This is a genomic window from Oerskovia sp. NPDC057915 (genome assembly GCF_042887685.1).
Taxonomy (GTDB): Bacteria; Actinomycetota; Actinomycetes; order Actinomycetales; family Cellulomonadaceae; genus Oerskovia.
On record NZ_JBHVOS010000002.1, the window covers coordinates 20,291 to 47,068 of the forward strand.

Sequence of the window (26,778 nt, forward strand, 5' to 3'; positions counted from 1 at the left end):
CGTCGGTGTCCTCGGTCCCGGTGGGCGGGCGGTCGCCCGCCCACCGGGACCACTGCGCTGCGGATCAGCCCTCGAGCAGGTCCGCCTTGCCCTCCTCGTACGGGCCGGACAGGCCGTCGAGGACCTCGGCAGGGGTCTTGGACTTGTTGACGAGCGACTGGAGCTGGCTCACGAGCACGTCGTAGTAGCCCGCGACGGGCCAGTCGGGGTAGAACGCGAGGCCGTCGGCGGCCAGGATGTCGTTGAAGTTCTGCGTCAGGGCCTTGGTGCGCTCGTCCGTGATGGCCGAGACGTCACCCGCGACGGGGAGCCCGCCGGCCTCGCCCAGGATGTTCTGCACCTCGGGACGCAGCGTGATGTCGATGAACTCCTCGGCGAGGGACTTCGAGTCGGCGTTGGTCGGGACGACCCACAGGTTGCCCGACGACCCCACCTGCAGCGTGTTGCCCGGGAAGTTGAACTGGCCCCAGTCGGCGTCCATCTCGTCGACGATGCGACCGAACCACCACGAGCCGGAGACCATCATCGGGTAGGTGCCGTTGATGAACGAGACGCCCATGTCCTCGGCCGTGAGGGCGGCGGAGTCGGAGGCGATGTAGCCCTTGTCGATCCAGTCGGCGAGGGTCTCGGTGGCCTTCGTCATCTCAGGGCCCTGGAAGTCGACGTCGCCGTCGAACAGCTGGTAGGCGTCGACGAAGTCCTGGTCGGCGTTCGCGAGGACGAGCTCGTACCAGAGCTGCCCGAGCGGGTACTCGGCGCCTGCCTCGGCGAGCGGGGTGACGCCGGCGGCCTGGAAGGTCGCCATCGCGGTCTCGAGCTCGGCGAGCGTCGTCGGGACCTGCACGCCGTACTGCGCGAACATGTCCTTGTTGAAGTAGACGCCCACGAACTCGCCGTAGTTCGGCACGCCGTACCACTCGCCCGACCCCATGAGGCCGTTCTCGTCGTACGTCGCGGTGGTCTGGAGCGACCCGCTGAGCTTGGTGTCCCAGCCGCGCTCCTTGGCCGCGTCCGTCAGCGGCGTGAGGAGGCCCTGCGAGGCGAGCTGCCCCGCGGTCGCGTTGCCCTTGTTGTACTCCATGACGTCGGGCACGTCGTCGCCCGTCAGCACGATCTTCGCGTTCTTCTGGATCTGCTCGAACGTCTGCTTCTGGACGTCGACCGTGACGTCGGGGTTCTCGTCCTCGAAGATCTCGATCGCCTTGGCCCAGGCCTGGCCCATGGCCGACGTCTCCGACTCGTAGTGCCAGATCGTGAGGGTCTGGTCGTCGGAGTCCCCTCCGCCGCTCCCTCCTCCCGCACAGCCCGCCAGGGCGAGTGGGAGCGCTACCAGAGCAGCGACAAGAGGCTTCCGTGTACGCAACATGACTCTCTCCTCATCATTGAGCGTCGGCGCCAGCGCCGATCGTCTGGTCCTGCACCGGCAGGGCCGGCGGTCGTGCACCGGCAGGGCCGGCGGTCCTGCACCGGCAGGGCCGGCGGTCGTGACCACGGCGCCTCGGGATCGAGGCCGCGGTCAGGGTCGATCACCCGGGGTCAGGAGTCCCGGACGGGGGCCGGGCCGACGCTCGCGCCGGCCTCGAGGTCGCACGTGACGAGGACGGGCGCGTGCGCCCTGCCCGCGTCGTCGATCCGTGCGACCAGGGACTGCACACCGAGCCGCCCGAGCTCGGCGCCTGGTGCGTGCATGGTGGTCAGGGGGGGTGCGCTCATCGCGCCGACGCCGGGCGAGCTGACGATGCCGAGCACCGAGACGTCGCCCGGGACCGTGAGCCCGCGGGCCTGCAGCCCCGACATGACCCCGAACGTCGCGATCTCGTTCATCGTGACGAACGCGGTGAGCGACGGGTCCTGCTCGAGCAGCTCGCCGACCGCGGTCCGTCCGGCCTCCGCCGTCTCGTCGCACAGGAGGCTGCGCCCCACGAGCCCGCGCCGCTCCATGGCCGCCGCGAACCCCTCGTCCGCGCGCAGGGTCGGGCCGTAGCCCGCCGCGGCACTCTCGGCCGAGTGGTTGATGAACGCGATCCGCCGGTGCCCCAGGGCGGAAAGGTGCTCCACCGCAGCCTCGGTCGTCGCGGCGAAGTCGATGTCGACGTACGGACGCCCCTCGAGCTCCCGCGTGCGCCCGATCATCGTGTAGGGCACGCCGGCCTCGTGGAGCACCTCGACGCGCGGGTCGTCGAGCCGGACCTCCATGAGCAGGACCCCGTCGGCCATGCCCTGCTGCGTCAGGTCGCGGATCTCGGTCGCCTCGTGCGCCGCGAAGGGCCACAGCACCAGGTGGTACCCCGCCTCGCGGGCGGCAGCGGCGGCGCTCGTGACGAACTCCGAGACGGTCCCGCCGATCCCGGTCTCGGTCGCGGGGAAGATCAGGGCGAGGACATGGCTCCGGCGCGAGGCGAGCCCCCGTGCCATGGCGTTGCGGTGGTACCCGAGGTCCGTCATGGCCGTCTCGATCCGGGCGCGCGTCTCGTCGGAGATCTTGCGCGTCCCGTTGAGCGCGTACGACACCGTGCTGAGCGACACGTTCGCTCGCGCGGCCACGTCCTGCATGGTCACCATCTCGCCACCTCCTCGTGGTCGCCCCGTCCTCGGGGATCCAAGTGTCGAAGCGCTTCGTCGAAGCGCTTCGAATGAATACGAGTATTGACTGAACTATTGCGATCCGTCAACCCCTGCCCGTGGACGACGACGGCCCGGCACCGAGCTCTCGCTCGGGGCCGGGCCGTCGTCCGGGTGTCGTCGCAGGTCAGGCGACGTCGACCGGGATCACTCGGTCGTCAGTCGGTCACCAGCGCACCGCCACGCCACACACCGACCGGGCGAAGCTCCACGTCGGTCACGACGACGTCCGCCCGACGGCCGGCCTCCAGCGCGCCGATGTCCGCGCGTCCGAGCACGCCCGCCGGCGTCAGCGACGCCGCCTTGACGGCGTCGACCAGCGGGATGCCGAAGCCGACCGTGGCGCGCACCACGTCGAGCAGGTGGAACGTCCCGCCCGCGATCGACCCCTCGGGCGTCCCGTCGTCGAGGCGCGCGACGCCGTCGGCCACCGTGACCGCCATGGGACCGAGCTGGTACGTGCCGTCCGCCATGCCCGCGGCCGCCATCGCGTCCGTGACGAGGACGATCGCGTCCGGCCCGACCAGCTCGAACACGCTGCGGACCGTCCCGGCCGCGAGGTGGGTGCCGTCCGCGACGAGCTCGACCACGAGGTCGCCCCGAGCTGCGGCCGCGAGGCACGCCGCGACGGGACCGGGGGCACGGTGGTGCAGCGGGCGCATGCCGTTGAAGAGGTGCGTCGCGGTCACGCGGGGCGCCGGACCGACCGGCTCCCCCGCGGCGACCAGCGCTGCCCGACGGGCGGCGAGCGCCGCGACCCCCTCGGCGATCGCGGCATCCGTCTGCTCCGACGACGCGTCGGTGTGCCCGACGGACGGAACCGCCCCGACCTCGACCAGCGTCTCGACGACTCCGCCGGGCCCCGTGTTGCCCGGGACCTCGGGGGCGAAGGTCATGGTGCGGACGTGCCCGCGTCCGGCCTCGGCGATCGCGCGCACCAGCTCGGCGTCGCCCGCGAGCATGTCGTGCGGGTTCTGCGCACCGCACCGCACCTCGGACAGGAAGGGACCCTCCAGGTGGATGCCCGCGATCTCGCCCGCGTCCCCCAGGTCGGCCAGGGTCGCGACCCGGCGCAGCAGGGTCTCGCGCTCGGCGGTCACGAGCGACGCGACGAGGCTCGTCGTCCCGTGGCGGCGGTGCTCGCGGACCGCGACGAGGGCCTCCTGCGCGTCCTGCGCGTCGGGGAAGCTCGCGCCGCCACCACCGTGGTTGTGCACCTCGACGAGGCCCGGCAGGACGACCTGGCCCTCGGCGGGCTCGGCCGCGGCCTCGACCTCTGCCGCGTACCCCGCCGCAGCGGCGTCACGGCGCTCACCGACCCACGCGATCAGCGGGCCGTCGAGGACCACGACGCCGTCCTCGATCACCTCCTGCGGGGTCACGACCCGGCCCCGCAGGGCGGTCCGCCCCGCGGGCGACGCCTCCCCCGGGGACGATGCGGACGTGGCGGTGGATGACAGCGGGGCGGGGTTCGACGTCATGGCCTCATTGTTGCGCACTTCGTTCGGACGACGCACGAATGGTCGCGGGGACCCCGCGAGGTGGGCCGAGTGCTGAGACGCCGCCCTCAGAGGTCGCGCAGGAGGCCGCGCGCGGCCCGCGCGAGGTGCGCGATGTACAGCCGCTGGAAGACCGGGACGACCGGTCGCAGCGCCCGGACCCACCGGGCCGCGGGGTTGCTGAAGACGTCGACGACGAACCAGACGTCCCCCGCCGCGTCACGTTCGAGCACGAACGACTCCTCCCCCACGAACACGTGCCCCGGCAGGGTGCCGTAGCCGAAACCGATCCGCTGCTCCTCCCGCTCGACCCACACGACCTCGCACGGCTCGCTGAGCCGTACGGGCCCCAGGCCCAGGCGCGTCGTCACGAGGCCGCCCGGCTCGGCGACGGGCGCCGAGGTCACGAGCTGCACGCGCGCCCGGGCGTGCACCTGCCAGGTCAGCAGCATCTCGCCCAGGCGACCGAGCTCGGCGACCGAGTAGGGCCTCTCCGAGATCCGGTGGCGCAGGCGCAGGTGGGCATAGCCCGCCGGCAGCTCCGCGGACCGGGTGGCTCCCACCTCGGGGTAGGTCGTGCGTGGCTGCGTCATGCCTGTCTCCGTCCTGGGCTCCTGCTGGGTCTGTGTGCCGAGCGGTCGTCTTCTTGCAGCACCGGGGCGACGCCGGCCGATCCCGCCCCGACCCGGGCGAGCCGTAGGCCGAGCATCGTGCACAGGGCGAAGCCGAGCGCGTTCGCGACGCCGTGCGTCGCCGCCATCTGCCCGATGCTCGGGTGCGGGACGCCCGTGGCCTCACCGACGGCCCACCAGACGGCGAGCAGCATCGAGGCCGCGACCGCGCCGGAGCCCGCCACGAGGAGCGCCCGCGCTCCCCTCCGCGCCGGGATGCCGAGGACCGCCCAGGCGGTGCACCACAGCGCGCCCGTGAGCACGAGAGCCCCGACCAGCTCGGCGACGTTCCCGACGAAGTACCCGACGAGGACCAGCCCGGTCCCCAGCGGCACCCCGGCCGCACCGGTACGCGCGGCGGTCGCGCGAACCGCCCCTCCCGCCCCGGCGCTCCGGTGACCGAGCCCGACCGTCAGACCGGCGACGAGCGCCGCCGCGAATCCCGCGAAGAGCATGTGCGGCACGGTCAGGGTCAGGTACGTCCCCGAGAAGCCGAGCAGCCCCCATCCCCCACGGTCAGCGAGCATCGCCGCCGCGCCGACCCCCGGCATGACGAGAGCGACGCCGACCGCGAGCCGCACCTCGGGCGGTCGTGGCGCCGTCGGGCCGGGGAGGGCGACGCGGACCGCCGCGCCGACCAGGACCGCCGATGCGACCAGGAAGGGGACCGTCGCCGCCTGCGCGAGCGACCCGCGCGGGAGCCAGGCTCCCGCGGCGGTGACGGCCCCCGCCACGGGCCACCACACGCCGCCCGCCCCCGGGACCGTGCGCGGCCCGAGAAGGGACAACCCGAGCGGGAGCACCACCACGAGCCCGAAGGCGACGACGAGGTCCACGAGGACCGTGGTCGCGGGGCTCACGTCAGGTCCTGAGCGAAGCGGTCAGACGCAGGACGTCGTCGACGACCGTGCGCGCCACCGGGAGACGGGAGAGCCGGACGAGCGTGCCCACGATCGGGCTCGCCCCCGCGACGAGGCGCCGCGTCCGCGCCGTGCCCGCCGACGTGTCCTGGACCCAGAAGAGCGTCACCCCGAGGTGCGCGAGCCACAGCAGCTCGGGGAGCTGTGCACGCAGCGCGGCAGGCACCGCGGGCGAGGCCCCCGCGACGACGTCCTCGAAGATCGCGAGCGAGAGCTCGCGTGCCTCGCGCGAGGCCTCGCTGAAGGGGTTGGCCGCAGCGCCTGGGCGGATCGCGACCGAGACGAACTCGGCGCCGAACGAGTGGTAGGGCGTGAACACGTCGATCCCCGCGTCGAGCACGCGGCGCAGGCGCTCGGCGAGCGTCCCGCCCTGCGCGAGCGCCGAGTCCGCGGCGGCCCGGTGCGCCCGCTGGACGTCGACGTAGAGCTCCTGGACCAGGTGGTCCTTGGACGGGAAGTAGTAGTAGGCGTTGCCGGTGCTCACCCCGGCACGGGTGGCGATCGCGCGCATGGTCGTCGCCTCGTACCCCTGCTCGCGCAGCATCCCGAGCGCCGCGTCGAGGACCTTGGCGCGGGTCTGCGCGGACTTGGGCGTGGGGGCAGGGCGGACCGGCGTCGGCGCGGCCGTGGTCACCTTGTCCGCTCCTGCTCGTGCGCTGTTTTGAACATGTTCAAAAACCTAGCACGAGAAGAGCCCGTCCGGCGACGACAGCCGGACGGGCACCTCTCTCGGTGGGCTCGTCGCAAGCCCCAGGGGCCAGAGCGGCGCGACCACGGCCGGACGAACGCGCGGCGCGGCGACGCGGCAGCGGCCGCGGCGCTACGACACGGCAGCGGCGCGGCGCGACCTAGAAGAGGCGGGAGTCCACGTCATCGACCCCGCGCATCGCGTCGTAGTCCAGGACCAGGCAGCCGATCCCCCGGTCCGTCGCCAGGACGCGCGCCTGCGGCTTGATCTCCTGCGCCGCGAACACACCACGCACCGGCGCGAGGAGCGGGTCCCTGTTCAGCAGGTCCAGGTAGCGCGTGAGCTGCTCGACGCCGTCGATGTCGCCGCGACGCTTGATCTCGACCGCGACCGTCGCGCCGTCCTTGTCCCGGGCCAGGATGTCGACCGGGCCGATCGCCGTCGGGTACTCACGGCGGATCAGGGTGTGCCCCGTCCCCAGGAGCTGGATCTGCGCCGCGAGCATCTCCTGCAGGTGCGCCTCGACCCCGTCCTTGATCAGGCCCGGGTCCACGCCGAGATCATGGGCCGAGTCGTGCAGGACCTCGTACAGCTCGATCTCGAGCCGGTCGTCGCTCTTCGCGTGCTGGACCGCCCAGACCTGGGTCACGCCACGCTCGCGCGCCGACTCGTCAGGCTCCGAGACCGCCATCGAGCACGGCGGGCTCATCCAGTTGAGGGGCTTGTACGAGCCGCCGTCCGAGTGCAGCAGCACGCTGCCGTCAGCCTTGACGAGCAGCACGCGGGTCGCGAGCGGGAGGTGGGCCGAGAGCCGGCCGGTGTAGTGAGCCGAGCACTGGGCAACCACGAGACGCACGAAGAACTCCTCAGACAGGGAAAGAAGGTGTCGGCAGGACCGCAGGGACAGCCCCTCGCCGCCGAGAGCCCCGAGCCTGGACGACGTCCACGGGCGACGGTAGCACCCGTCCACGCACCGCAGACGGTCTCAGACCACCACGCCGCGACGGCCGGGGGGTGCGGCCTCGAGCCACGACGCCAGACCCGCGTACGCGCCGCTCGACATCGTCAGCTCGAACCGGACGTCCTCGTACGAGCACTCCACGAGGAAGAGGTCACGGTCCCCGTCGAGAGGGCGGCGCGAGACGATCACGAGATCCTGACGCCGCCACGAGCGGGACGGGCGCAACGACAGGGACCAGCAGCGCCACCAGTCGATGCGTCCCACGCCGTAGTGCGCGATGCCCAGCGACCAGGACGCCTGCGCGTCCCCGGCGGGACGAGCGCTGCACTCGAAGGACCCCACCCGGTGGGAGATGGCCCGAAGACGCAACGCTCCCAGCCCGACCACGAGCGCGACTGCGAGAAGCAGTCCGATCGCGATCCAGGCGGGGAGCGTCACGTGTGATACCTGAGCCCGTCAGTGCCCGGAGACGCCGGCGCCGTCGAGCACCTCTGCGTCGTCCACCACGAGCATGACCTGGTTGGAGTCCACCGAGAGGAAACCACCGGTGACCTTCACGGCGACCTTCTCGCCGTTCGAGCCGGTGATCCGGACGGTGCCCTCACCGAGGACGGACAGGAGGGGCGAGTGGTTCACGAGGATACCGATCTCACCGTCGGCGGCGGGCGCACTCACGGCGCGCGCGTCCCCCGACCAGATCTTGCGGTCCGCCGCCACGAGGTCGACGTTCAGCTGTGCCACTTCAACTCCTTCATGTCGGTGCACGGGTCTGACGAAGCGCGCCGCGTGCCCGACCCGAAGGTCCGGCGCGCGGCGCGCTCACGTCATGTCAGACGCCGTACTCCTTCTGGATACGGGCCCAGTTGCGCTCGAGGTCCTCGAGGCCACCGATGTTGAAGAACGCCTGCTCGGCGACGTGGTCGAACTCGCCGTCCGCGATCTTCTTGAAGGCCTCGATGGTCTCCGTCAGCGGAACCGTCGAACCCACGACACCCGTGAACTTCTCGGCCATGTACGTGTTCTGCGAGAGGAACTGCTGGATGCGGCGAGCACGCGCCACGACCGTCTTGTCCTCCTCCGAGAGCTCGTCCACACCGAGGATCGCGATGATGTCCTGCAGCTCCTTGTTGCGCTGGAGGATGGACTTCACACGCGTCGCGACGTCGTAGTGCTCCTGGCCCACGTAGCGCGGGTCGAGGATGCGCGAGGACGAGGTCAGCGGGTCGATCGCCGGGTACAGACCCTTCGAGGCGATCTCGCGCGAGAGCTCCGTCGTCGCGTCCAGGTGGGCGAACGTCGTCGCAGGCGCCGGGTCGGTGTAGTCGTCGGCAGGGACGTAGATCGCCTGGAGCGACGTGATCGAGTGACCACGCGTCGAGGTGATGCGCTCCTGGAGCAGACCCATCTCGTCGGCCAGGTTCGGCTGGTAGCCCACCGCGGAGGGCATGCGCCCGAGCAGCGTGGAGACCTCGGAACCAGCCTGCGTGAAGCGGAAGATGTTGTCGATGAAGAGCAGCACGTCCTGCTTCTGCACGTCACGGAAGTACTCCGCCATGGTGAGCGCGGAGAGCGCGACGCGGAGACGCGTGCCCGGCGGCTCGTCCATCTGGCCGAAGACGAGTGCCGTCTTGTCGAAGACGCCCGCCTCCTCCATCTCGACGATCAGGTCGTTGCCCTCACGGGTGCGCTCGCCGACACCGGCGAACACCGAGACACCGCCGTGGTTCTGCGCCACACGCTGGATCATCTCCTGGATGAGGACCGTCTTGCCGACGCCCGCACCACCGAAGAGGCCGATCTTCCCGCCGAGCACGTACGGCGTCAGGAGGTCGATCGACTTGATGCCCGTCTCGAACATCGTGGTCTTCGACTCGAGCTGGTCGAACGCCGGGGGCTTGCGGTGGATGGGCCAGCGCTCGGTGATCTCGAGCTTCTCGCCCTCCTGGAGGTTGAGGACGTCACCGGTCACGTTGAACACGTGGCCCTTGGTCACGTCGCCCACGGGGACGCTGATCGGCGAACCCGTGTCGGTGACGACGGCGCCGCGGACCAGGCCGTCGGTCGGCTTGAGGGCGATCGCACGGATGAGCGAGTCGCCCAGGTGCTGCGCGACCTCCAGGGTCAGGCGGAAGGACTTCTCGCCCTCGCCCTGTCCGGACAGGTCGATGTCGACGGTCAGCGCGTTGTAGATCTCGGGGATCGCGTCCGACGGGAACTCGATGTCGACGACGGGGCCGATCACGCGGGCGACACGGCCCACGCCGGGTCCGCTCTGGTGCTCGACCTGGGCTTCCACGGTGGTGGCGGTCATTACTGGCCTCGCTTCGCAGGGCCGGAGACAGCTCCGGCAGGTTCGGTGCAGGTGATGGAGATCGTCGTGTTCGTCATGCGGTGCCTCACGAAGCCGCGAGGGCGTCGGCACCGGAGACGATCTCGCTGATCTCCTGGGTGATGTCGGCCTGTCGTGCCTGGTTCGCAAGTCGCGTGTACATGCGGATCAGGTCCTCGGCGTTGTCCGTCGCGGTGTGCATCGCGCGCTGGCGGGCAGCCAGCTCCGACGCGGCCGCCTGCAGGAGGCAGCTGTAGATGCGGCTGCGCACGTAGCGCGGCAGCAGTGCGTCGAGAACGGCCTCGGGCGACGGCTCGAAGTCGTACAACGGAAGGACGTCGTTCTGTCCGACCGGCGCGACCCCTTCGACGACCTCGAGAGGCAGCATCCGGACGACGCGGGGACGCTGCGTCACCATGTTCACGAACTGCGTGTACACGATGTGCAGCTCACCGACGCCGCCCTCGTCCGCGGGGGCGAGGAAGGCGTTCAGCAGGGTGTCGGCGATCTCGCCGGCGACGTCCGACGACGGCGAGTCCGAGCCACCGGTCCATGAACCGGCGAGCTCACGGTGACGGAAGGTGTAGTAGGTCACCGCGCGACGCCCGGCGGCGAAGAGCGCGACCTCCTTGCCCTCGTGCGTGAGGCGCTCCACCAGACGCTCGGTCTCGCGGATGATCGACGCCGAGTAGGCGCCGGCCATGCCACGGTCCGAGGCGACGACGAGCACCGCGACCCGGTTGGTGTCGGTGCGCTCCGACGTCAGCGGGTGCTGGGTCGTCGAGTGCGTCGCGACGGCCGACACCGCCGTGGTGATCGCCTGGGCGTAGGGGCCCGCCTCGGACGACCGGGCGCGAGCCCGGCCGATCCTCGACGCAGCGATGAGCTCCTGCGCGCGGAACATCTTCTTGAGGGACTGCGTCGACTTGATCCGCTGCTTGTAGACGCGCTGGGATCCGGCCATGTCAGGCCTTCTTCTGCCGGACGATCTGCTCCTGCTCGACCACGACGGCCTCTTCCTCGTCCGACTCGCCACCGACGAGGGGGGTGCCGTCAGCCGTGAGGAAGCCGTTGCGGAAGTCGTCGACGCCCTGGGCCAGCGCGGCCTCGGTCTCGTCAGACAGCTTGCCGGTGTCAGCGATCGTGCTGAGCACGTCGGTGTTGCGGCGCAGGTGGTCGAGCAGCTCGCTCTCGAAGCGGCGCACGTCCTCGAGAGGCACGTCGTCGAGCTTGCCCTTGGTCCCGGCCCAGATCGAGGCGACCTGGTCCTCGACCGGGTACGGCGAGTACTGGCCCTGCTTGAGCAGCTCCATGAGGCGAGCCCCACGGGTCAGCTGGCCGCGCGAGGCCGCGTCGAGGTCCGAGGCGAACATCGCGAAGGCCTCGAGCGAGCGGTACTGGGCGAGCTCGAGCTTGAGCGTGCCGGAGACCTGCTTCATGGCCTTGACCTGTGCGGCACCACCGACACGGGACACGGAGATACCGACGTCCACCGCGGGGCGCTGGTCGGCGTTGAAGAGGTCCGACTGGAGGAAGATCTGGCCGTCGGTGATCGAGATGACGTTGGTCGGGATGTACGCCGACACGTCGTTCGCCTTGGTCTCGATGACCGGCAGGCCCGTCATCGACCCGGCGCCCAGCTCGTCCGAGAGCTTGGCACAACGCTCGAGCAGACGGGAGTGCAGGTAGAAGACGTCACCGGGGTACGCCTCGCGGCCCGGCGGGCGACGGAGGAGCAGCGACACGGCACGGTAGGCCTCGGCCTGCTTCGACAGGTCGTCGAACACGATGAGGACGTGCTTGCCGCCGTACATCCAGTGCTGGCCGATGGCCGAGCCGGTGTAGGGGGCGAGGTACTTGAAGCCGGCCGGGTCCGACGCGGGCGCCGCGACGATCGTCGTGTACTCCAGGGCACCGGCCTCTTCCAGCGCGCCGCGGACGGCGGCGATGGTCGAGCCCTTCTGGCCGATCGCGACGTAGATGCAGCGGACCTGCTTGGTCGGGTCGCCGGTCTCCCAGTTCGCCTTCTGGTTGATGATCGTGTCGGTCGCGATCGCCGTCTTGCCCGTCTGGCGGTCACCGATGATCAGCTGACGCTGACCACGGCCCACCGGGATCATCGAGTCGATCGCCTTGAGACCGGTCTGCAGCGGCTCGTGGACCGACTTGCGGTCCATGACGCCGGGGGCCTGCAGCTCGAGCGCGCGGCGGCCCTCGGTCTCGATCTCACCGAGGCCGTCGATCGGCTGACCCAGCGGGTCGACGACGCGACCCAGGTAGCCGTCACCGACGGGGACGGAGAGGACCTCTCCGGTCCGGCGGACCTCCTGGCCCTCCTCGATGCCGGTGAACTCACCCAGGACGACGACACCGATCTGGCGAACGTCCAAGTTCAGGGCAAGGCCGAGGGTGCCGTCCTCGAAGCGCAGCAGCTCGTTGGCCATTGCGCCCGGAAGGCCTTCCACCTGGGCGATGCCGTCAGCGGCGAGGGTGACGCGACCGACTTCCTCGGTCACCGCGCCCCCGGGCTCGTAGGACTTCACGAAGCTGTCCAGCGCGGCCCGAATCTCGTCGGGCCGGATCGTCAGCTCAGCCATTGCTCTTCTCCTGTCGTGGCCACCCCGCGGTGTGCGGGAGCGGTCGAACGTTCTTGTCAGTTCGCCGGCTCGGGAGCCGGCGGGGTGTCGACGACACCGGGGGCCGCAAGGACCTCAGTGTTCGGGCGAACAGGTCAGCTGACCAGTCGTCTGCGTGCGTCGACCAGGCGCGAGAGGACCGTCGAGTCGACGACGTCCGCCCCGACCTGGATGCGCATGCCGCCGAGGACCTCGGGGTCCACGGTGACGTTCAGCTGGACTGCCCGGCCGTACGCGCGCTCGAGGAGCGCGGACAGACGGTCCTGCTGTGCCTGGCTGAGCACCGTGCCCGACGTCACCGAGGCGACGAGGCGACGGCGACGACGTGCGGCGACGTCCCCGAGCCACACGAGGGTGGCCACGAAACGACGACCACGAGGCGCCACGGTCGCCCGCTCCGCGAGGAACTGGGTGACCGGGTCGACCTTGCCCGCGAGCAGCGCGTCCACGAACGCCTTGCGACGAGCGGGGTCCGTCGAGGTCTCCGTCAGCACGCGACGGGCCTCACGCTCCCCGACGAGCGACCGCGTGATGCGGAACAGCTCGTCCTCGACGCGCTCGAGCGCACCGCGGGCCTCGGCCGAGGCCAGGACCGCGTCGACGCCGAGGTGCTCGACGGCGTCGGCGATGTCCCCGTCGTGCGCCCAACGGTCCCGGGCGAGCCCGGAGACCAGGTCCACGACACGGCCGTCGAAGCCCTCGCGCAGCAGGTCGGCCGCGAGGGCCGCCTTGTCCTCGCCGGACCGCGACGGGTCGGCGAGGGCACGGCGCAGCGGCACGGAGCCGTCGAGCGCCGCGGCCACGGTGAGGAGCTCCTCGCCCAGGGTGAAGGCCCCCTCGCCCGCGGCACGCAGGACCGGCTCGAAGCGGTCCTGGGCCTGCGCGAGGGAGGCTCCGCTCGTCCCGCGCATCAGCCCTCCTTGCCGTTGGCCGCCGCGCTGGCAGCCCCGGCTCCCGCTGCCTCGAGCTCGTCGAGGAAGCGGTCCACGACACGCGACTGACGTGCGGAGTCCTCGAGGGACTCGCCGACGATCTTCGAGGCGAGCTGGGTCGCGAGCGTCCCGACGTCGTTGCGCAGCGAGACCGACGCCTGCTGACGCTCGGCCTCGATCTGACGGTGCGCCGTCTCGACGATGCGAGCGGCCTCCTCGCCGGCCTTGACCTTCTGGTCGGCGACGATGGCCGTTCCCTCGGCGCGAGCGTCCTCACGGATCTTCGCGGCCTCGGTGCGTGCCTCCTGCAGCTGCTGGTGGTACTCAGCGAGTGCCGCAGCGGCCTCGGCCTGGGCGGACTCGGCCTTGGCCAGGCCACCCTCGATCTTGGCCGTGCGCTCGTCGAGCACCGCCTGGAACTTGGGGAGCACCATCTTGTAGAAGACGAACGCGATGATGATCAGGACGACCGCCGACCAGAAGAGGTCGTAGAACGGCGGGAGGAACAGCTTGATGGGGTCGACCTCGCCAGACTCTGCGGCGAGGACCGCCTGGGGGCCGATGGTCGACATCAGAAGATGAAGCCAGCGACGAAGCCGAGCAGAGCGAGGATCTCGACGAAGGCAAGACCGATGAACATGGTGCCGCGGAGCTGGCCGGCGACCTCGGGCTGGCGGGCCATGCCCTCGACCGTCTTGCCGATCAGGATGCCGAGGCCGATGCCCGGGCCGATCGCGGCGATGCCGTAGCCGATGGTGTTGATGCTGCCTTCGACAGCGGCGAGGGTGGTGACGTCCACGGTGTTTCCTTCCGTTGGGCGCCCGGTCGTGCGAACGGGCGTCAGGTGCGATGCGTCAGGTGGAGCTCAGGGTCGGTTCCGGGACCGAGGGCCCAGGACCAGGTCTGTCGTGCGGGTCAGTGCTCTTCCTCGATCGACATGTTGATGTAGACCGTGGCGAGGAGCGCGAAGATGTACGCCTGCAGGCCCGCGACGAACACCTCGAAGAGCGTGATCGCGATGCCGCCCGCGAGGGTCAGCGCACTGATCGCCTTGAGGGCCGGCGCTGCCTCGAGGAGCAGGAAGTTCGTGGCGGCGAAGCACAGGACCAGCATGATGTGGCCCGCGACCATGTTCGCCGTGAGTCGGATGACCAGCGAGGCCGGGCGGATGATCAGGAGCTGGAGCAGCTCGATCGGCGCCAGGATGAAGTAGATCGGGAACGGGACTCCCGGGGGGAACAGGTTCGCCCTGATGTAGCCCCACAGGCCGTGCTGCCTGATGCCCGCGGCCCAGTAGGCCACGAAGACCCACAGCGCCAGGAGGATCGCGACGCCGGCGACCGAGGTGCCCGCGAGGTTGAGCCCTGGCACCACACCCGTCAGGTTGAACGCGAGGATCGTCACGAAGATCGTCGTGATCATGGGCACGTAGCGGCGAGCCCGCTCGGTCCCCATGATCTCCTCGACGATGTTCACGCGAGCGAAGTCGAGGACCATCTCGACGCCGTTCTGGAACCGTCCGGGCACGAGCTTGGCGCGGCGGGCCGCGATCACGAAGATCGTCAGGATCACGATCGTGGCGATCACGCGGATCAGCTGCAGCCGGTTGAACTCGAAGGGCGTGCCTGCGAAGAAGATGGCGTCGGGGAAGAACTCACCGATCGTCGGCGCGTGGAAGCCGCCTTCGCCTTCTGCTGCGGCAACGAAGGGAGAGGGGGTCGCGAGCGTGAACAGGGTGGACTCCCGGTGTTCGTCGGTTTGCCGGGGCCGTGCGCTCGATGGGCACGCCGTCGGACCAGGCCTTCATGGATTCGCCGATAGCCTAACGCATGTTCGACCCTCCACAGATCACGGGTCCGTCCGGGCCGCCGGCCCGGCAGACGCCGTGCCCCCGCGGGCCGCCGAGCCCCTGCGGGGCCACGCACGACAGCGCGCTGCGGCCACGTGCCGAGAGCCCCTCGCAGGCCCGACGGCGCCATCCGGGCACGGCCGGGTCGGGCGGGCGGGCACGGCCGGGCAGGGGCCCGCCGTGCCCCGCCCGCCCCGCCCGCCCCTGCCCGTCCAGCGGGACGAGAGCGAGTGCCGGGTCCGTCAGGCCTTCGGCGTGACGTACGGGATACGGCCGCGGTCGACCGCCCGGTAGTCGAGCAGCGCCGAGCCGATGACCCCGACGAGCAGCACCACGGCGAAGACGACGCGGTCGTAGAACTCGTAGTTGCGCAGGACGGCCAGCACGATCCCGAGCAGGACGATCTTGACGAGCCAGCTGCCCAGCACGACCGCCGCCGTCGTCGTGGGGGTCGAACGCGCGGTGCGTGCCATCGCGACGATCGTCGTGCCCGAGAACACCAGCGCGATCGCGACGCCCATGAGCGCACCCCAGACGCCTGCGGTGCCTGCCAGGAGCGCCCCCAGTCCCACGCCCAGGACCAGGAGACCACCGAGCAGCAGCAGGGTGTCGCGCAGCGCGGTCCGGAAGACGGCACTGACCGCGTCCCCCACGGCGTCCGCCGAGACCTGCGCGGGGCTCGCGTCGGTGGGCTCCACCCCGCTCGGCGCCTGGTCGCTCGTCGGCTCGTCGGGAGTCTGCGGTGCGGGGGTCGTCATCGGGAGTGTCCTTCGGGGTGGGCGCGGAACGGATCGGTCGGAGGTTGAGGGGCCGTCGGCGTCGCCGCGGGGGCGACCGGCGAGGCCCCGCTCGCCGCCGACACGCGTCGGGGCGGGGGTGCGGTCGGGATCCCCTCGGGCGCGGTGACCGCGTCGTCGTCGAGGAACCTGCCACGGGTGCGCAGCGGGCCGAGCGTGAGGATCGCCGCCACGACGACGGCCACGACCAGCCCGATCGCGACGTTCTCCGCGGGCCAGCGCACGAGGGCGACCGCACCGAACGCGAAGACCGCGGTCCACACGTACATGATGATGACCGCGCGCCGGTGCGAGTGGCCGAGCGCGAGGAGCCGGTGGTGCAGGTGGAGCCGGTCCGGGTGGAAGGGCGACTTGCCCGTCCCGACCCGGCGGACCACGGCGAGGACCATGTCGAGCAGCGGGAGCAGGATGACCGCGAGCGGCAGCAGGATGGGGATGAGCTCGCGCTGGCGGCTCGGGTCCGAGGCCATGCCGGTGTCGATGCTGCCGGTGACCACGATCACCGCGGACGCGAGCACGAGCCCGAGCACCATGGAGCCGGAGTCGCCCATGAAGATCCGGGCGGGATGGAAGTTGTGCGGCAGGAACCCGAGACAGATGCCGACGAGGGCCGCCATGACCAGGGTCGCGAGGTTCGAGTAGTCGGTGGGGCTCGCGGCGACGGTCAGGCTGTAGGTGTAGACGAAGTAGGCGCTGCCGCCGATCGCGATGAGTCCGGCGGCGAGGCCGTCGAGCCCGTCCACGAAGTTGACGGCGTTCATCGCGACCACGATGACGAGCACCGTCACGATGAGCGAGAGCCGGGACGAGCCGATGACGAGCCCGTTGATGGGGAACGTCACGAGCTGGACCCCCTGCCACGCGACGAACAGCGCCGCGAGGACCTGGCCGGCGAGCTTGGTCATCCAGTCCAGGTCCCAGATGTCGTCCGCGACACCGAGGAGGCAGACGATGAGCGCACCACCGACGATCGCCCACGCCCGGTCGTCGATCGCGAAGATCCCGTCGAGGAAGGGCATCTGCGAGGCGAACGTCACCGCGACGACCAGCCCCGCGGTCATCGCGAGCCCGCCGAGGCGTGCCGTGGGGATGGTGTGCACGTCACGGTCGCGCACCGCGGTGATGGCCCCGGTCCTCGCAGCCACCCAGTACGCGAGCGGCGTGAGGAGGTAGGTCACCGCCGCTGCGATCAGCAGGACGAGCAGATAGACCCTCACCCGCCGTTCGCCTCCGGGCCGCTCGTCGACGCGGTCTCCTCGGAGGTCGTGCCCTCGTCCGTCGGCAGGCCGCCGTTCCCGGCCACCTCGCCGGTGGTCTCGCCCACCCCGTCACCGGCCACCTCGTCAGCAGGCTCGTCGGCAGGCTCGTCGGCAGCAGGCTCCTCGCCGACCCCCAGGACGGGCGCGACCTCACGGAGGCGCTCGAGCGAGACGGCTCCCTCGCGCACGACGCGCAGGTGCGGCCCCGTCGCGTCGACGATGGTCGAGGCCACTCCCCCGGGCGCGGTGCCGCCGTCGAGGTAGACCGCGACGGACTCCCGGAGCTGCACCTGCGCGTCGGCGACCTCGAGCGCGGCGGGCAGGCCCGTGGAGTTGGCGCTCGAGACCGCGAGCGGTCCGGTGCGGCGCAGCAGGGCGAGCGCGGCCGGGTGGTCGGGCATGCGCAGCGCGACGGTCCCGTGCGTCTCGCCCAGGTCCCACGCGAGCGAGGGCTGGGCGGTCAGGATGATGGTGAAGCCTCCGGGCCAGAACGCCTCGACGAGGGCGCGTGCGTCGTCGGGCACGTCCGTCGCGAGCCCGTCGAGCGTGCGCAGGTCGGGGACGAGGACGGGCGGCGGCATCTGCCGCCCGCGTCCCTTCGCGGCCAGGAGGGCCGAGACGGCGTCGGCGTCGAACGCGTCGGCCCCGATCCCGTAGACGGTGTCGGTCGGCAGGACCACGAGGCCGCCTCGCGAGACGGCGTTCACCGCCTCGTCGATCGACGGTCCCCAGGTGTTCGGGTCAGTGACGGGGTGCACAGAGCTCACGCTTCTCAGTCTTCCATGTCCGAAGGGTCCGCAGGTGCGGGGTCTCGCTCGCTCGTCGGGCGCGAGCGCCGGGCCACGACCATACGTGGTCTGCCCGTGAGGTCGCGGGCCGTCCTGATGTCCTCGAACCCGCCGACGGCGGCGACCATGCCACGAGCGGCCTCGGCCTGGACCTCGGCGTGCTCCATGACGTAGAGGCCGCCGGGGGCCAGGAGACGGGCGGCCGCGCGGGTCACGCCGCGAGGCACCTCGAGGCCGTCCTCGCCGAGCCCGTAGAGCGCGACCTCGGGGTCGTGCAGGGCGACCTCGGGGTCGCGCGGGACCGCGTCGGGCGGTACGTAGGGAGGGTTGGACACGACGACGTCGCACGTCCCGTCGAGATCGGCGAGCGCGGTCCGCGCGTCCCCCCGGACCAGGTGCACGACGGCGCCGCTCGCCTCGTGCGCACGGGTCACGTTGCGCCCGGCCCACGCGTGCGCGTCACGGTCGAGCTCGACCGCGTGCACACGGGCACCCGGGACCTCGGTCGCGACGGCCAGGGCGATCGCGCCCGACCCCGTGCACAGGTCCACGACGACGGGTGCCGCGGAGCCCCGGGCGGCGACCCCGGCCGCCTCGTCGATCGCGACCTGCGCGACCTGCTCGGTCTCGGGGCGCGGCACGAAGACGCCCGGTCCCACGAGCAGGTCGAGGTGCCGGAAGGGGGCGGTCCCGACGAGGTGCTGGAGCGGCACGCGCTCGGCGCGGGCGTCGAGCAGACGAGCGACCGTGTCGAGCACCTCGTGCACGGTGCGGACCGGAAGTTCGTCGGCCACCGGCCGGACGTCGAGGGTCCGGCCCGCGTCGGCGGACGCACCGGCCGCCGTGCCCGCGACGGTCGGCAGCAACGAGGACATGGGACGTCCCATGACCGCCGCCGAGACGACACGCTCACGCGGGACGCCCGCGGCGTGCGCGAGCAGCAGCTCGGCGTCCACCCGGGGCGTGTCGATCCCGGCGCGGCCCAGACGGGCCGCCGCGTCGCGCACGAGGCGCGAGACGTCGTCGGGCAGGGCGGAGCCGTCGCCGGACGACGACGGGACCACCGGGGACGTCACGACGCCGCGGCGGCGAGGCGTGCCGCCTCGTCGGCGTCGATCGCCGAGCGGATGACGGGCTCGAGGTCCCCGTCGAGGACCTGGTCCAGGTTGTACGCCTTGTACCCCGTGCGGTGGTCCGCGATCCGGTTCTCCGGGTAGTTGTACGTCCGGATGCGCTCGGACCGGTCGACCGTGCGCACCTGGGAGCGGCGCAGGTCGTTCGCGGCGGCCGCCTCCTCCTCCTGGCGCGCTGCCAGCAGGCGCGCACGCAGCACGCGCATGGCCTGCTCGCGGTTCTGGAGCTGGGACTTCTCGTTCTGCATCGAGACCGTGATGCCCGTGGGCAGGTGCGTGATGCGGACCGCGGAGTCCGTCGTGTTGACCGACTGGCCGCCAGGGCCCGAGGACCGGTACACGTCGATGCGGAGCTCGTTCGGGTCGATCTCGATCTCGCCCGCGTCCTCGACCTCGGGGAACACGAGCACGCCCGCGGCCGAGGTGTGGATGCGGCCCTGGGACTCGGTCACGGGTACGCGCTGGACGCGGTGCACGCCGCCCTCGTACTTGAGGTTGGCCCAGACCCCGTCCTCAGGGGCCACCTGACCCCGAGCCTTCACGGCGACCTGGACGTCCTTGTAGCCGCCGAGGTCGGAGTCCGTGGCCTCGATGATCTCGGTCTTCCAGCCCCGACGCTCGGCGTAGCGCAGGTACATGCGCAGCAGGTCGCCCGCGAACAGGGCCGACTCCTCGCCGCCCTCGCCCGCCTTGATCTCGAGGATGACGTCGCGTCCGTCGTCGGGGTCGCGCGGCACGAGGACCCGGCGCAGCTTCTCGGTCGCGGCCGCGGCCGCCTCCTGGAGCGCGGGCAGCTCGGCGGCGAACGAGCTGTCCTCCGCGGCGAGCTCCGTCGCGGCCTCGGCGTCGTCGGTCGCGTCCCGCCACGCGCGGTAGGCCGCGACGACCTGACCGAGCTCGGCGTAGCGGCGCCCGAGCGTGCGCGCCCGGCCGGCGTCCGCGTGGACCGCGGGGTCGGCGAGCTGCGTCTCGATCTCGGCGTGCTCGGCGAGCAGGTGATCGACGGCGGCGAAGGACTCGGTCACGAGGATGTCCTGACGGGAGGGGTGGCTGGGGCTGTGCGGCTGGTGGCGGCCGGTGGCGGCCGGTGACGGCTCGGTGCGGTGCCGCGGTACGGCGCGCTCGCGCCGGGAAAGACGACAGCGCCGGTGGAACGGGCATGCCGCCTGCCCCTGGAGAGGTTGACGGACGCCCGGACCACCGGCGCTGGAGAGTCGCTACTTGTCGGCGGCCTTCTTGCCGTAACGAGCCTCGAAGCGGGCCACGCGGCCACCGGTGTCGAGGATCTTCTGCTTGCCCGTGTAGAACGGGTGGCAGGCCGAGCAGACGTCGGACGAGATGCGCCCGGACTTCTCGGTGCTGCGCGTGACGAACGTGGAACCGCAGGTGCAGGTGACCTCGGTCAGGACGTACTCGGGGTGGATATCAGCCTTCACAGGACTCTCCTCAGTGGGTTGCCCCCGGGTCGCCTGCGGACAGCAGCCGTGAACCGGGGACGGGGAAACCAACAGGACATTGTGCCAGACGGGTCCGGCACACGGAAAATTCGTGGGCCGCTCGCACGGGGCGAGCGGCCCACGGGGGATCAGACGGCGCGGCCGACCTCTTCGTCGTTGTGGATGCCACCAGGTGTGGTCTTCTGCACCTGGAGCAGGAACTCGACGTTGGACTTGGTCTCCTTGAGCTTGCCGAGCAGCAGCTCGATGGCCTGCTGCTGGTCGAGCGCACCCATCACGCGGCGCAGCTTGTAGACGATGCGGAGCTCGTCCTGCGGCATGAGGATCTCCTCGCGACGCGTCCCGGACGCGTTGACGTCCACCGCCGGGAAGATGCGCTTGTCCGCGAGCGAGCGGGAGAGCCGGAGCTCCATGTTCCCGGTGCCCTTGAACTCCTCGAAGATGACCTCGTCCATCTTGGAGCCGGTCTCGACGAGCGCCGAGGCGAGGATCGTGAGCGACCCGCCGTTCTCGATGTTGCGCGCCGCACCGAAGAAGCGCTTGGGCGGGTAGAGCGCCGAGGCGTCGACACCACCCGACAGGATGCGCCCGGAGGCCGGGGCCGCGAGGTTGTAGGCGCGCGACAGTCGCGTGAGCGAGTCGAGCAGCACGACGACGTCCTGGCCCAGCTCCACAAGACGCTTGGCGCGCTCGATCGCGAGCTCGGCGACGATCGTGTGGTCGGAGGCCGGACGGTCGAACGTCGAGGCGATGACCTCGCCCTTGACGGTGCGCTCCATGTCCGTGACCTCTTCAGGTCGCTCGTCCACGAGCACCACCATCAGGTGGACCTCAGGGTTGTTCGTCGTGATCGCGTTCGCGATCTGCTGCATGATGATCGTCTTGCCCGCCTTGGGCGGAGCGACGATCAGACCACGCTGGCCCTTGCCGATCGGGGCGACGATGTCGATCACGCGCGGCGTGAGACGACCGACCTCGCCCGTCTCCAGGCGCAGGCGCTCCTGCGGGTAGAGCGGCGTCAGCTTGTTGAACTCCGCACGGTTGCGGGCTGCCTCGGGGGACATGCCGTTGACCGAGTCGAGCCGGACCAGCGCGTTGAACTTCTGGTTGCGCGGTCCGGTCTGCTGGAACGACTCCCCGTCGCGGGGCTGACGTACTGCGCCGACGATCGCGTCACCGCGACGAAGGCCCGACTTCTTGACCTGGCCGAGCGAGACGTAGACGTCGTTCGGGCCGGGCAGGTAGCCGCTGGTCCGCACGAACGCGTACTGGTCGAGCACGTCGAGGATGCCGGCCACGGGCAGCAGCACGTCGTCCTCGGACACCTCGATCTCGTCGAGGCCCACGACGTCGATGTTCCCGCCACGGGTGCGGCCGCGCTTGCGGTCGCGGTCCCGGTTGCGGTCACGCCCACGACGGCGGCGTCCGCCGCGCTCGTCGTACTCGTCGGCCTGACGGTTGCCCTGACCCTGCGGGTCGCGCTGGCCGCCCTGGCCGCCCTGCTGGTTGCCCTGGCCCTGCTGGCGCTGGCCGCCCTGGCGCTCCTGCTGGCCGTTCTGGCGCTCGCCCTGGCCCTGCTGGTCGCGCTGACGGTCCTGACGGCCGGTCGCACCGGCCTCGGGGGCCGACTCGCGAGCCGCCTCGCCCTCGCCGCCGCGCGGGGCACCTGCGCCCCGCCCGGCGCGGCGCGAACCACGCTCGGGGGCCGTGCCCGTCACCAGGCCGACGGCTGCGGCCGCGCGAGCGGCGCGCTCGTCCGGGGTCTCTCCCCCGGCGGCACGGTCGGCGTCGACGCGAGCCGCGCGGCTGCCCTGCTCCAGGAGCGGCGCGACGATGTCGGCGGCCTGGTCGGCGCGCGCGGAACGCTGGCCCCGCTCGCGGCGAGGCCGCTCGGAGCGCTCGACGTTCTCGGTCGCCGTGCGCACGGGGACCTCGACGGCCGGCTGCACGACGACCTTCTCGGTCTGGGTGTCCTTCTCCGGCGCGCGACGCGCACCGGCGGACGCCCCGGCGGTGCGCTCGGGAGCGCTCTTCTCGCCGGAGGTGGAACGGATGACGTCGACAAGATCGCTCTTGCGCATCTTGGACGTGCCCTTCACACCGAGCTGCGAGGCGAGTGCCTGCAGCTCGGGGAGGCGCAGCGTCGAGAGCGCGCCTGCACGGGCGGTGTCGGTGGTGTCTGTCACGAAGGACCCTTCCCCTCGTTTGCGCCCACTTGCTCTGTGCGAGGGGTGGGCCGCGGGTGATCGACGCTCGGCACGTGACGGCCGGAACGCAGTGGAACCACGCGTCAGTGGTACGACGACGTCAGCTGACGTGGGCTGGATTGCCTTCTCGCGGGGTATGAGGCGCAGTCAGTGGTTGCTCTGCCGATGCCCGGGGACTCGGCGGAGATTCGTCGAGGAATCACCGAGGCATCATCACGAACCTGCGAAGGCTCAATGGATTCTACCATCCGTAGCCCCCCGGAAGACCAGTCCCCCCAGGGGCTGCGCCCAGGATCGGCGTCCGGTCAGCGCACCTGGCGCGGGGACGGCTCCGGGAGGCCCGTCGAGCCCAGGACGCGCTCCGAGCGCACGCCTCCCTGGTCGATGCCCGGACGGTACGCACGCCACTGGTCCGACCCGTGCAGGAGCTCGCGCAGCACGCCGTCGGCCCGGTCCCGGTCCTCGGCGGTCCCGAGCAGCAGGACGGTGGGACCGGCCCCCGAGATGGTCGCAGCCAGGCCGTCCGCCCGCAGGGCACGCACGAGCTCCCACGACGCGGACATGACCCCCGCGCGATACTCCTGGTGGAGCCGGTCCTCGGTCGCGTCGAACAGGTGCCGGGGCGAACGGGTCAGCGCCTCGACGAGCAGGGCGGCACGTCCGGCGTTGAGCGCGGCGTCGGCGTGCGGCACGGTCTCCGGCAGGACGCCGCGAGCACGGCTCGTCGCGAGCCGGACGGTGGGGACCAGGACGGTCGCCTCGATGTCCGGGTGGACGTCGAGCCGGACCGCGTGCGCCCCCTCGTCCCCCTCGACCGTGCTCGTCCACGCGATCGTCGCACCCCCGTAGATCGCGGGAGCGGCGTTGTCGGGGTGCCCCTCGAACTCGGTAGCGAGCCGCAGCACCGTCGCGTCGTCCAGGGCCGCGGGGTCCGCGACCAGAGCGCGTGCGGCGACGATCCCCGCCACCACCGCGGCAGCCGAGGAGCCGAGGCCCCGGCCGTGCGGGATCGCGTTGGTCGCCGTCAGGTGCAGCCCCGTCTGCGGTGCGCCCACCAGGTCGAGGGCGGCGCGCAGGGCGCGCACGACCAGGTGGCGCTCGTCGCCGGGAACCTCGCCGGCCCCTTCCCCCTCGACGTCGACGACGACGTCTCCGTTGCCGAGCGCACGCACCTCGAGCACGTCGTAGTGCGCGAGGGCCAGCCCCATGGCGTCGAAGCCCGGGCCGAGGTTCGCGCTCGTCGCGGGCACACGCACGCGCACATGGTCGGCTCCGAGCTGCATCTCGCGGGACCTCTCTTCGGGGAGCTACGGGGACTGGGGGACGACGGTGGGCTCACCGGGGAGCCCGCGAGGGGACGACGGCGACGGGGCCGCGCCCCGTGCGGCGCGTCCACCCCTTCCCCGCCCGGAGGACGGAGGAGGGGACGGACGCGGAGGGGTTCAGCCGAGCTGGAGCGCGTCGGCGATCGAGACCACGTCGGCGCTGACCCGGACGGGGGTCACGTCGGCACCGTCGAGCGTCTTGAGCGCCCACTGCGGGTCCTTGAGCCCGTGGCCCGTGACCGTGACGACGATGCGCGCACCGGCGGGTACGAGACCGCGCTCGGCCCGCGAGAGGATGCCCGCGACACCGGCCGCCGAGCCGGGCTCGACGAACACGCCGGCCTCGGCCGACAGGATGCGGTGCGCCGCGAGGATCTGCTCGTCGGTCACGGCCTCGATGACGCCGCCCGACTCGTCGCGCGCGGCCTCGGCCTGCGCCCAGGAGGCCGGGTTGCCGATGCGGATCGCGGTCGCGATGGTCTCGGGGTGCGTGATGGGGTGGCCCGCGACGATCGGGGCGGCGCCGGCAGCCTGGAAGCCCCACATGATCGGGGTCCTCGTCGAGACCGCTGGAAGGTGCGCTCCCGGGGCGTCGGGGTCGCCGAGACCCGCGTACTCGCGGAAGCCCTTCCAGTACGCGGTGATGTTGCCCGCGTTGCCCACGGGCAGGGCGTGGATGTCCGGGGCGTCACCCAGCGCGTCGACGATCTCGAAGGCGCCGGTCTTCTGCCCCTCGATACGGTCCGGGTTGACGGAGTTCACGAGCTCGACCGGGTAGGCCTCGGCGAGCTTGCGGGCCGCGACGAGGCAGTCGTCGAAGTTGCCGTCGACCTGGAGCAGCTTGGCGCCGTGCGCGATCGCCTGGCTCAGCTTGCCCATCGCGATCTTGCCGTCCGGGACCAGGACGGCGCACACCATGCCGGCCTTGGTCGCGTACGCGGCGGCCGAGGCCGACGTGTTGCCCGTCGAGGCGCACACCACGGCCTTCGCCCCTCTGCCCGCGGCCGAGGAGATCGCCGCGGTCATGCCGCGGTCCTTGAACGACGCGGTCGGGTTCATGCCCTCGACCTTGAGGAAGACCTGCGCCCCCGTGCGGGCCGAGAGCGCGGGCGCCTCGACGAGCGGCGTCCCCCCCTCGCCGAGCGTCACGATGCGCTCGGTGACGTGGGCGGGCATGCGGTCGGCGTACTCGGCGATGATGCCTCGCCACTGGTGGGCCATCAGGCTCCCTCGACTCTCAGGACGGACGTGATCTCTCGGACGGGTTCGAGCACCGCGATCGCGTCGACCGTCGCGGCGAGCGCGGCCTCCGCTGCGGCGTGGGTCGTGATGACGAGGTGGGCGACGCCGGTCGACCCGTCGTCCGCACCCTGCGTGTCGTCGGCCCCGGGCGCGGCGGCCTCCGAGGGCTGGCGCACGGCCTCGATCGAGACGCCCTTCGACGCCAGGACCTGGGCGACCTGCGCCAGGACCCCGGGGCGGTCGTCGACCGCGAGCCGGACCTGGTAGCGCGTGATCGCGGTGCTCGCCGGCAGGATCGGCAGGGCCGCGTAGATGGACTCCTCGGGGCCCTTGCCGCCGAGCACGCGGTGGCGTGCGGCGGACACGACGTCGCCCAGCACGGCCGACGCCGTGGGCGCTCCACCTGCACCACGGCCGTAGAACATGAGCTCGCCCGCCGCGTCGGCCTCGACGAAGACGGCGTTGAAGGCCCCGCGTACGCCGGCGAGCGGGTGCGCGACGGGCACGAGCGCGGGGTGCACGCGCACCGAGACACCGTGCGAGCCGTCGTCGGCCGTCACGGACTCCGCGATGGCGAGCAGCTTGATGACGTGCCCCGTCTGCGCGGCCCACGTGACGTCGTCGGCGGTGATCCTCGTGATGCCCTCGCGCGCCACGTCCTCGAGCGAGACGCGCGTGTGGAACGCGAGGCTCGCGAGGATCGCGGCCTTGGCCGCGGCGTCGAAGCCCTCGACGTCGGCGGTCGGGTCGGCCTCGGCGTAGCCGAGGTCCTGGGCCTGGCGCACGGCGTCGTCGAACGACATGCCCGTGCTCGCCATCTGGTCCAGGACGTAGTTCGTGGTGCCGTTGACGATGCCCAGGATGCGACGGACGTGGTCGCCCGCGAGGGACTCGCGGACCGGGCGGACGATCGGGATCGCGCCCGCGACCGCGGCCTCGAAGTAGATGTCGACGCCCGCGGTGTCCGCGGCCTTGTACAGCGTGGGGCCGTCCTCGGCGAGAAGAGCCTTGTTCGCCGTCACGACGGCGGCGCCCGCCTCGATCGCGCGCAGCAGCAGCGTGCGGGCAGGCTCGATGCCGCCCATGACCTCGATGACGATGTCGGCGCGCGAGACGAGACCCTCGGCGTCCTCCGTCAGGAGCGACCGGTCGACCGACCCGGCCAGTGGCCGCGGGGCCGACGCGTCACGCACCGCGATGCCCACGAGCTCGAGCGGCGCCCCGACGCGCGAGGCCAGGTCGGCGCTCTGCTGCGTCAGCAGCCGAGCCACCTCGGACCCGACGACGCCGCACCCGAGCAGCGCGACGCGCAGCGGACCTTGCTCCTGCTGGCTGGCTCCCACGAAGCTCCTCCTCCATCACCCGGCCCGCACGGTCAGCGGTGCCGTCGTTCTCCTGGCCCTGTCGGACGCGATCACGTCCCGGGGCCCGTCGGTCCGGGCGGGCGCGGCACGCTGGGCCGC

General features: G+C 71.8%; 26 protein-coding genes. All 26 read right to left on the bottom strand.

Annotated elements, in window-relative coordinates:
• Positions 1–64: 64 nt before the first annotated feature.
• The 26 genes from ACFVQ3_RS01460 to ACFVQ3_RS01585 all read right to left on the bottom strand — a co-directional run bounded on the left by ACFVQ3_RS01460 (position 65) and on the right by ACFVQ3_RS01585 (position 26,658).
• Positions 65–1,366: an ABC transporter substrate-binding protein gene (locus tag ACFVQ3_RS01460; protein ID WP_387634175.1), complete on the bottom strand. Its 1,302-nt coding sequence runs from the start codon at positions 1,364–1,366 to the stop codon at positions 65–67.
• Positions 1,367–1,536: 170 nt separating this feature from the next.
• Entirely contained in the window at positions 1,537–2,562 is a 1,026-nt protein-coding gene (locus ACFVQ3_RS01465; RefSeq protein ID WP_387634177.1) for a LacI family DNA-binding transcriptional regulator, read from the bottom strand.
• A 218-nt stretch (positions 2,563–2,780) separates the two neighbouring features.
• On the bottom strand, positions 2,781–4,103 hold the full coding sequence (locus ACFVQ3_RS01470) for an N-acetylglucosamine-6-phosphate deacetylase (protein ID WP_387634179.1): 1,323 nt from the start codon (positions 4,101–4,103) through the stop codon (positions 2,781–2,783).
• An 86-nt stretch (positions 4,104–4,189) separates the two neighbouring features.
• Positions 4,190–4,714, bottom strand: coding sequence for a DUF1990 family protein (locus tag ACFVQ3_RS01475; protein ID WP_387634181.1), 525 nt, complete (start codon positions 4,712–4,714; stop codon positions 4,190–4,192).
• The gene (locus ACFVQ3_RS01480; protein WP_387634183.1) at positions 4,711–5,652 is read right to left on the bottom strand and encodes a YndJ family transporter; all 942 of its coding nucleotides are present in this window, start codon (positions 5,650–5,652) and stop codon (positions 4,711–4,713) included. Before ACFVQ3_RS01480 ends, ACFVQ3_RS01475 begins: the two co-directional genes overlap by 4 nt.
• 1 nt (position 5,653) lies before the next feature.
• Positions 5,654–6,346: a TetR family transcriptional regulator gene (locus ACFVQ3_RS01485; protein WP_387634185.1), complete on the bottom strand. Its 693-nt coding sequence runs from the start codon at positions 6,344–6,346 to the stop codon at positions 5,654–5,656.
• A gap of 214 nt (positions 6,347–6,560) precedes the next feature.
• A complete protein-coding gene (nucS, locus tag ACFVQ3_RS01490) occupies positions 6,561–7,256 on the bottom strand; it encodes an endonuclease NucS (protein WP_030149951.1) in 696 nt (231 codons plus the stop codon).
• 129 nt (positions 7,257–7,385) lie between these two features.
• Complete coding sequence (locus ACFVQ3_RS01495; RefSeq protein WP_387634187.1) at positions 7,386–7,799, bottom strand: DUF2550 domain-containing protein; 414 nt, start codon at positions 7,797–7,799, stop codon at positions 7,386–7,388.
• Between the two features lie 18 nt (positions 7,800–7,817).
• On the bottom strand, positions 7,818–8,102 hold the full coding sequence (locus ACFVQ3_RS01500; RefSeq protein ID WP_030149953.1) for a F0F1 ATP synthase subunit epsilon: 285 nt from the start codon (positions 8,100–8,102) through the stop codon (positions 7,818–7,820).
• An 88-nt stretch (positions 8,103–8,190) separates the two neighbouring features.
• On the bottom strand, positions 8,191–9,672 hold the full coding sequence (gene atpD, locus ACFVQ3_RS01505; RefSeq protein WP_138823534.1) for a F0F1 ATP synthase subunit beta: 1,482 nt from the start codon (positions 9,670–9,672) through the stop codon (positions 8,191–8,193).
• 85 nt (positions 9,673–9,757) lie between these two features.
• Positions 9,758–10,654: a F0F1 ATP synthase subunit gamma gene (locus ACFVQ3_RS01510; protein ID WP_030149955.1), complete on the bottom strand. Its 897-nt coding sequence runs from the start codon at positions 10,652–10,654 to the stop codon at positions 9,758–9,760.
• Position 10,655: 1 nt separating this feature from the next.
• On the bottom strand, positions 10,656–12,287 hold the full coding sequence (gene atpA / locus ACFVQ3_RS01515) for a F0F1 ATP synthase subunit alpha (RefSeq protein ID WP_138823532.1): 1,632 nt from the start codon (positions 12,285–12,287) through the stop codon (positions 10,656–10,658).
• Positions 12,288–12,421: 134 nt separating this feature from the next.
• Entirely contained in the window at positions 12,422–13,237 is an 816-nt protein-coding gene (locus ACFVQ3_RS01520; protein ID WP_387634191.1) for a F0F1 ATP synthase subunit delta, read from the bottom strand.
• Complete coding sequence (locus ACFVQ3_RS01525; RefSeq protein WP_387634193.1) at positions 13,237–13,830, bottom strand: F0F1 ATP synthase subunit B; 594 nt, start codon at positions 13,828–13,830, stop codon at positions 13,237–13,239. Before ACFVQ3_RS01525 ends, ACFVQ3_RS01520 begins: the two co-directional genes overlap by 1 nt.
• Positions 13,830–14,057 (bottom strand): ATP synthase F0 subunit C, encoded by a 228-nt coding sequence (gene atpE, locus ACFVQ3_RS01530; protein ID WP_030149959.1) that lies wholly within the window; start codon positions 14,055–14,057, stop codon positions 13,830–13,832. Before atpE ends, ACFVQ3_RS01525 begins: the two co-directional genes overlap by 1 nt.
• Before the next feature lie 116 nt (positions 14,058–14,173).
• Positions 14,174–14,992 carry a F0F1 ATP synthase subunit A gene (atpB, locus tag ACFVQ3_RS01535; RefSeq protein WP_138823526.1) on the bottom strand — a complete coding sequence of 273 codons (819 nt, stop codon included), beginning with the start codon at positions 14,990–14,992 and terminating at the stop codon, positions 14,174–14,176.
• Between the two features lie 357 nt (positions 14,993–15,349).
• A complete protein-coding gene (locus ACFVQ3_RS01540) occupies positions 15,350–15,865 on the bottom strand; it encodes a hypothetical protein (protein ID WP_387634195.1) in 516 nt (171 codons plus the stop codon).
• On the bottom strand, positions 15,862–17,121 hold the full coding sequence (locus ACFVQ3_RS01545; RefSeq protein WP_387634198.1) for an MraY family glycosyltransferase: 1,260 nt from the start codon (positions 17,119–17,121) through the stop codon (positions 15,862–15,864). The genes ACFVQ3_RS01540 and ACFVQ3_RS01545 overlap by 4 nt, the downstream gene beginning before the upstream one ends.
• Positions 17,118–17,930, bottom strand: a complete 813-nt coding sequence (locus ACFVQ3_RS01550; protein WP_387634201.1) for an L-threonylcarbamoyladenylate synthase — start codon at positions 17,928–17,930, stop codon at positions 17,118–17,120. Before ACFVQ3_RS01550 ends, ACFVQ3_RS01545 begins: the two co-directional genes overlap by 4 nt.
• 5 nt (positions 17,931–17,935) lie before the next feature.
• Positions 17,936–18,982 carry a peptide chain release factor N(5)-glutamine methyltransferase gene (gene prmC, locus ACFVQ3_RS01555; protein WP_387634647.1) on the bottom strand — a complete coding sequence of 349 codons (1,047 nt, stop codon included), beginning with the start codon at positions 18,980–18,982 and terminating at the stop codon, positions 17,936–17,938.
• Positions 18,983–19,023: 41 nt separating this feature from the next.
• Complete coding sequence (prfA, locus tag ACFVQ3_RS01560) at positions 19,024–20,109, bottom strand: peptide chain release factor 1 (RefSeq protein WP_387634204.1); 1,086 nt, start codon at positions 20,107–20,109, stop codon at positions 19,024–19,026.
• 192 nt (positions 20,110–20,301) lie between these two features.
• Positions 20,302–20,520, bottom strand: a complete 219-nt coding sequence (gene rpmE, locus ACFVQ3_RS01565) for a 50S ribosomal protein L31 (protein ID WP_138823520.1) — start codon at positions 20,518–20,520, stop codon at positions 20,302–20,304.
• Positions 20,521–20,669: 149 nt separating this feature from the next.
• Positions 20,670–22,727 (bottom strand): transcription termination factor Rho, encoded by a 2,058-nt coding sequence (gene rho / locus ACFVQ3_RS01570; RefSeq protein ID WP_387634207.1) that lies wholly within the window; start codon positions 22,725–22,727, stop codon positions 20,670–20,672.
• A gap of 326 nt (positions 22,728–23,053) precedes the next feature.
• On the bottom strand, positions 23,054–24,031 hold the full coding sequence (gene thrB / locus ACFVQ3_RS01575) for a homoserine kinase (RefSeq protein WP_387634209.1): 978 nt from the start codon (positions 24,029–24,031) through the stop codon (positions 23,054–23,056).
• A 159-nt stretch (positions 24,032–24,190) separates the two neighbouring features.
• Entirely contained in the window at positions 24,191–25,294 is a 1,104-nt protein-coding gene (gene thrC, locus ACFVQ3_RS01580; protein ID WP_387634212.1) for a threonine synthase, read from the bottom strand.
• Entirely contained in the window at positions 25,294–26,658 is a 1,365-nt protein-coding gene (locus ACFVQ3_RS01585; RefSeq protein ID WP_387634215.1) for a homoserine dehydrogenase, read from the bottom strand. Before ACFVQ3_RS01585 ends, thrC begins: the two co-directional genes overlap by 1 nt.
• Positions 26,659–26,778 lie beyond the last annotated feature (120 nt).